The 5,298-nt window shown below is 65.9% G+C and carries 5 protein-coding genes; 3 read left to right on the forward strand and 2 right to left on the reverse strand.

The window, feature by feature from the left end; all coding sequences use genetic code 11:
* The first annotated feature begins 208 nt into the window (after nucleotides 1-208).
* From PSD17_RS20510 to PSD17_RS20520, 3 genes are all read left to right on the forward strand, one after another.
* Nucleotides 209-397 carry a hypothetical protein gene (locus tag PSD17_RS20510; protein WP_041763297.1) on the forward strand — a complete coding sequence of 63 codons (189 nt, stop codon included), beginning with the start codon at nucleotides 209-211 and terminating at the stop codon, nucleotides 395-397.
* Nucleotides 398-403: 6 nt separating this feature from the next.
* Nucleotides 404-907 carry a hypothetical protein gene (locus tag PSD17_RS20515; RefSeq protein ID WP_013678679.1) on the forward strand — a complete coding sequence of 168 codons (504 nt, stop codon included), beginning with the start codon at nucleotides 404-406 and terminating at the stop codon, nucleotides 905-907.
* A 165-nt stretch (nucleotides 908-1,072) separates the two neighbouring features.
* On the forward strand, nucleotides 1,073-1,672 hold the full coding sequence (locus PSD17_RS20520; RefSeq protein ID WP_013678680.1) for an ATP-binding protein: 600 nt from the start codon (nucleotides 1,073-1,075) through the stop codon (nucleotides 1,670-1,672).
* Here the strand turns inward: PSD17_RS20520 and PSD17_RS20525 are convergent.
* Together PSD17_RS20525 and PSD17_RS20530 are read right to left on the reverse strand one after the other, a co-directional pair.
* Nucleotides 1,628-3,466 (reverse strand): lipopolysaccharide biosynthesis protein, encoded by a 1,839-nt coding sequence (locus PSD17_RS20525; protein ID WP_013678681.1) that lies wholly within the window; start codon nucleotides 3,464-3,466, stop codon nucleotides 1,628-1,630. The two genes, PSD17_RS20520 and PSD17_RS20525, sit on opposite strands and share 45 nt — an antisense overlap.
* A 139-nt stretch (nucleotides 3,467-3,605) precedes the next feature.
* Nucleotides 3,606-4,190 carry a class I SAM-dependent methyltransferase gene (locus PSD17_RS20530; RefSeq protein ID WP_158511363.1) on the reverse strand — a complete coding sequence of 195 codons (585 nt, stop codon included), beginning with the start codon at nucleotides 4,188-4,190 and terminating at the stop codon, nucleotides 3,606-3,608.
* Nucleotides 4,191-5,298: the final 1,108 nt, after the last annotated feature.

Genomic DNA, 5,298 nt, shown 5'->3' on the forward strand with positions numbered 1-5,298 from the left:
CCCGACCAGCACGATCACCGTCGCGCACCAGCTGCACTACAGCCGCTTCACCGACCTCGCCCACCTTGGCGACTCATCCTGATATGCGAGGGGAGTGGCTAGCCGCAGTGATCCGCAGGCGAGCGGGCACCTCGCCAATGCACTGCACTTAGCCAGCCGGTTCGGGAGGCAGGTTGGCTGATCCGATGCTCAGCGAGATACTCGCTGCATGGCGGGTGGCGAGCAGAGTCCGGGCGACAACTCAGAGGCTGCAGTACCGCAGGAAATCTCGGTAGGCGATGACTTCATCACGGAGTACGCCCTTGAGTCTCTTCAGACAACCTTTGAAGGCTCCCAGCGGCCGGACCCGGACAACGTCATCGAGCTGGCCCACGGTGACGATTCCGAGAGCCGCTGATGTTACGTGGCCAGCCTTGAGGACCAGGAGTCAACGCTCGAACTGATCAACAAGGAGATCGCCGACGCGTTGACCCGGCAAACGTCCGCTCGGTCGCAGGTCGATACGAAGGCCGCGCTTGTCGCAGGCGTTGCAGCCACCGCAACTCAGTTCCTGGCCGGCGGCAGCCACCCAGCGCCACTGAAGGTGCTCGCAGTCTTGGCTTACGTCGCCGACGGCCTCTCCTTCGCTGCAGCAGTTGCCGCCTTTGCCGTCGCCAAGTTCAACGACGTTCCAGAGCCTCGAGTACTCGTCAAGATGACCGGGTCGTCGAAGGCCCGTACCCTTGCGCACCTTGCTGCTACGCGCGCAAAGGTCTACGAGAAGAACCAGGACAAAGCCCACCGCAAGGTGATCTTCTGGTGGTTCGCCGTCGGTGCTCTCGCCCTTGGGTTATGCCTCTCCTCATTCGCCCTGGCGCTCACCCCTCTAGCTGCTCCGACATCTATCCCGGTGAAACTCGCTCCGTGAACTCGGTGATCACGACACTGGACGGGCCCGCGCATCTCGCCGGGGATGAACGCACCGTCCGGATAAGCGTGGAGCAGGCTTAGCCGCTCGAGGTTGAGCGCGCGGGACGGCGACATCGTGTCCCGGCGGCATTTCTGCTCAGCTGCCGGTGCGAGCACACCCGCCGTGCCAAACGACATTACCGACTTCTTCAACTGGTGCGACCAGGTCGACGTCGCGGTCTTCGCCGCACGCCGGGTGCACCTCGACCGCTACGTCACCGCACTGGCCCAGCGGCGGCCGCGGACTGGACGCCCAGCGGTGGCGTCCGCCGTGGCGCGCAAGCTCACCGCGCTGGGCTCGAAGCTGGCCTACCTGAGCAGGGCGTTGAAGACCCCGACGATCGGCCGTGTCTGGGAAGACCTCGCTGCCCAGGCCCGGGACCTGAACTGGTCACACGAGGAGTATCTGACCGCGGTCCTGGAACGCCAGGTCGCCGAACGCGAGTCCGCCGGCACCACGATGCGCATCCGCACCGCCCACTTCCCACAGGTCAAGACGCTGGAGGAGTTCAACCTCGAGCACCTGCCGAGCCTGCGCCGCGACGTGGTCGCCCACCCGGCCACCGCCACATTCGTCGCGAAGGCCGAGAACGTAATCCTGCTCGGCCCACCCGGCCTCGGGAAGACACACCTGGCGGTCGGACTCGGGATCAAGGCTGCTCAGGCCGGCTACTTGGCCTCACCTGCCTCTGGCCCGCGGCGGAGGACGGCGGGGCCGGGGTGACGGCCGCCACTCGGCATCGTGGTGTGGCCTGGGTGATGGCCGTGGTCCGGATGGCCGTGGTCGGGGAGACGGTAGTTGGGGAGGGGTGACACCGGGGCTGTCTTCGACGGTGGCCGCCTCGAAGGGCGGGACGCCCTCAGGTGGGGGCACCGCTCGAATGGCCGCTAGGCGCACGGTCGGCGCCTCTATCGACCGCTGCGAGGGACGTACGCGTAGGACGATCGTGGCATCGGCGTCGATCACGGGCAACACGACAGTCGCGGCCTCGAAGGGTGTGTGGTCGAGGTTGCTGGTGCGGTCAGGGGCGTTGTCCCGAAGTCGGGCGCTGCCGCGGCGGAGCCGGTAGCGCACCGACCCGAACACACGACGCGCTGATGCGGGTGCGGTCGAGGCGAGCCCCGCGACGAACAAGACGATGAAGGCGATGGTCTGCCCCCCGAGAAGGGCCAGACCGGCCACAGTGCCGTGTTCGTCGGAGCGTAACCACACCTGCTCTGCGAGGCCGATGCCAGCAGCGGAAATCGCCGCGATCGCCGTGGGGACAACGAGAATGCGGATCAGCCGCGTCGCCGGGAACGGCAGGACGCGGTGTGTCAGGACTAGCACGATCACGCCGACGGTCAGCTCCGTGGCCGAGATCGCGAGGCCGACACCGATGAGCCCCAACGGAACCAACGCCACGAGCAAGCCGATGCCGAGGACGATGCTCGCGACCGTTGTCCAGTTGAGCAGCTGTGTGCGACCCGTCGCCTTGATGGCCTCGGAGCCCGCTGCCTCCAGGGCAATGCCCAGTCCGTAGCCCGACATGGCGACGAAAGCCAGGCCGGCCTCGCGCCATTCGGCGCCGAGCAGGAGCACAACCGCGGGCTCACCGATCGCACACGTCAAGGCGGCAACGCCTACCGACGGGATCCAGGCGAGGCGAAGAGCACGAAGGAACGCATCAGTGAGCCGCGGCGGGTCGTCCGCCAGACGAGACATCGCGGGAAACAACACGTACGAGCCGATCTGGACCACAGCGTTGGCTGGGATCAGAGACAGGCGTTGCCCGTAGCGGTACTGCCCCACCGCGTCAGTAGACAAGCTACGTCCGAGGATCGCGGTCTCGCCGGCCGTACGGATCCGGTCAGCGAGCGCCTGCAGCAGAAGCGGGTAGGCGAAGCGAGCCATCTCTCGCCACGTGCGTACCGACGGCCGTGCGAACCCGGGCCACCAGCCGGCGAAAGCCCACGACAGTCCGAGCCAGGTGATCATTGCCGCGTAGTTCCCGATGACTTGAGACCACGCGCCGTAGTCCAGCGCTGCGAACAAGATCGTCACGACCGCGAACACGACGACGCGGGCCGGGTCGACGATGAGCCGGCGACGGAAGTTGAATCGCCGCTGCATCAGGCCGTCTGGGACGTTCGTCAGGCCGTGAATGACCAGTGTTCCGGCATTAGCCGCAGCGATGAGCGCGACCGTCGGATCGTTGAAAATGACGCCGACCAATGGAGCAGCCCCGAGCGCGCCGGCAGCCAAAATAACACCCATGCCCCCGGTGACCCAAAAGACGGTCTCCGCGGCACGACCAACGTCTTTGTCACGTTGGACCAGCGCCAGGCGCAGGCCACCCTCGGACACGGTGACCAGGAAGCCAGTCAGAATCGTTCCGACGACGTAGACGCCCAACTCTTCGGGTGTGAGTAGCCGGGCGAGAACCAAGGTCTGGGCGAATGCGATGAGCTGCGTTGCGACGAGCGCGATCCCCGAGTAGCTCGCGCCACGTCGCAGCGTCCCGGACAGATTGCTCATGTCAGGATCAGATACCGCGATACGTGTCGATTCTTTGACTCGATCACGGACGGACCTGCGCCCAGAGACCCCGTTCGGTCCGATCATATTCGCCACCGGTGCGCCATATCGCCGAAGTTTCGTCGGGGCGAGGGGCGGGTCACGTCGCTCGGTACGCGGTGACGTGCGGGGTGACCCGGAGCGGACGAAGACCGCTTCGGCGCAGCGCTAACCCGACCCGATGGCGCTGATCGGGTGTCGAGAGCCGGCTGCGCTCGAGGAAGAGCACTCCCCGTGGCGCAAGCGCCCTACACACCACCTGCGCGGCGCTGTCGACGTCGCCGACATGGGTTAACGCACCGAAGGCAGTGATCGCCTCAAACCGATTGCGCGGCAATTCTTTGTCGACCGACAGGTCGATCATGTCGGCATCGACGTCACGCCGACCGAGCCTGAACCTGGCGAAGTCCAGAACCGGCGCTGACACCTCGGCCAGCGAAGAGCGCCACCCACGGTGGACGAACAGTTGCGTCGTCAGGCCCACACCCGACCCGAGGTCGAGATGGCGACCACCGACGCCGCGGTTCTCAAGCCAGTCGAGGGCTATGACGGGCTCGGCCGGCGCAGTCGCGGTGGCCTGCTGGTACGCGTACTGCAGGAGGAGCCGACCGCGTTCGATCGGTCGATCGTGCTCCCGGCTTGACCAGGTCGGGGGCGTTCCGTAGAAGGTCTCGACGTCGTTCATTGCTCCGGCGTAAGGGCTCAGCTCCTCTAGCGCCAAGCCAGCCAGGAAGTCGCGCTGCACTTCAGCCAGCCTTGTCTGTCGCGAGCGCGTTGTTAGGGTGCGTTTGAGGGTTCGCTGTACGAAACTCATGAAGGCCTTCGGGATCAGGGCGGCGTGACCGCGCCCGAGCAAGACCTCTGATTTAGGCCATCGACCGAGCGAGTGCGGGCACGAGTACAGGACAAAACCCTGTCGCAGGAGGCCCCCGGCTGTTCAACATCGCCGTGAACCGGCGGAGGGACCGGCATCGCGGTGGCAATTCGACGCTCAACGCCACCGCGTGACGAACCGCAACGTAAGCGTGGGTAATCCGCAGGGTGCCGCGAAGGGCAGCGGTACAAGCCTGGACCGCGTGGGCGACGACGATGCCGAGCGTGATGTGTATCCACAGGCTTGTCGAAGCGACCATGGCAGACACGACCGGCTGGCCGGCCGTCAGATGCTGGACGAGCTCGATGGTCGCGAACGCTGCAGGCGACAGTGTTCCCCAACGGACGCTCGTGCGGAGCGATGTTGATCGCCTTGTGGGGCCTTTGACATCTGGGGCGGAGAGCGCGGCCACAGCCACGGCGAGGAACGACGTCGCTACGGCCGCCGTTCCGGTCAGCAGAACTGGGCCTATTACGTGATCCAAATCCCGCGAGCAGCGGCCGTAGGGGAAGAGGGTCCCGGTCAGGGCGTGCGCGAGCGCCCAGGCGACGAGGCCAGAGGAAACCATGGCTATCCGGCACGCGACGGCTCTTGACATGCGACCCCCACAACGTTCCGGGCACCGCTTGCGGCCCGCCGACACCACGTTATGTAGTCGAGACCAGGTACGAGTGAGCGAAGAGTTATCTAACGGTCAATTCGGGCTCCACGTCGTCGACGCCGACCGGAATCGGGCTTCGCCCCGACGCACTACCGGGCCCTACGGTGCTCGGTGCACCACCTCGTCGTCGCGACCGTTGACCCCTCGGACCCAGTGCAGTGCTGGCTGACACGAAGTGCCTTCGCGATCACACAGGTCAAGTCCCCTGGCGTGGTGTGTGACGGCTGAGCGTGATCTTCTGGATGTCGGTCAGGCGCT

This window comes from Pseudonocardia sp. D17, from assembly GCF_036984265.1.
GTDB classification, from domain to species: domain Bacteria; phylum Actinomycetota; class Actinomycetes; order Mycobacteriales; family Pseudonocardiaceae; genus Pseudonocardia; species Pseudonocardia benzenivorans.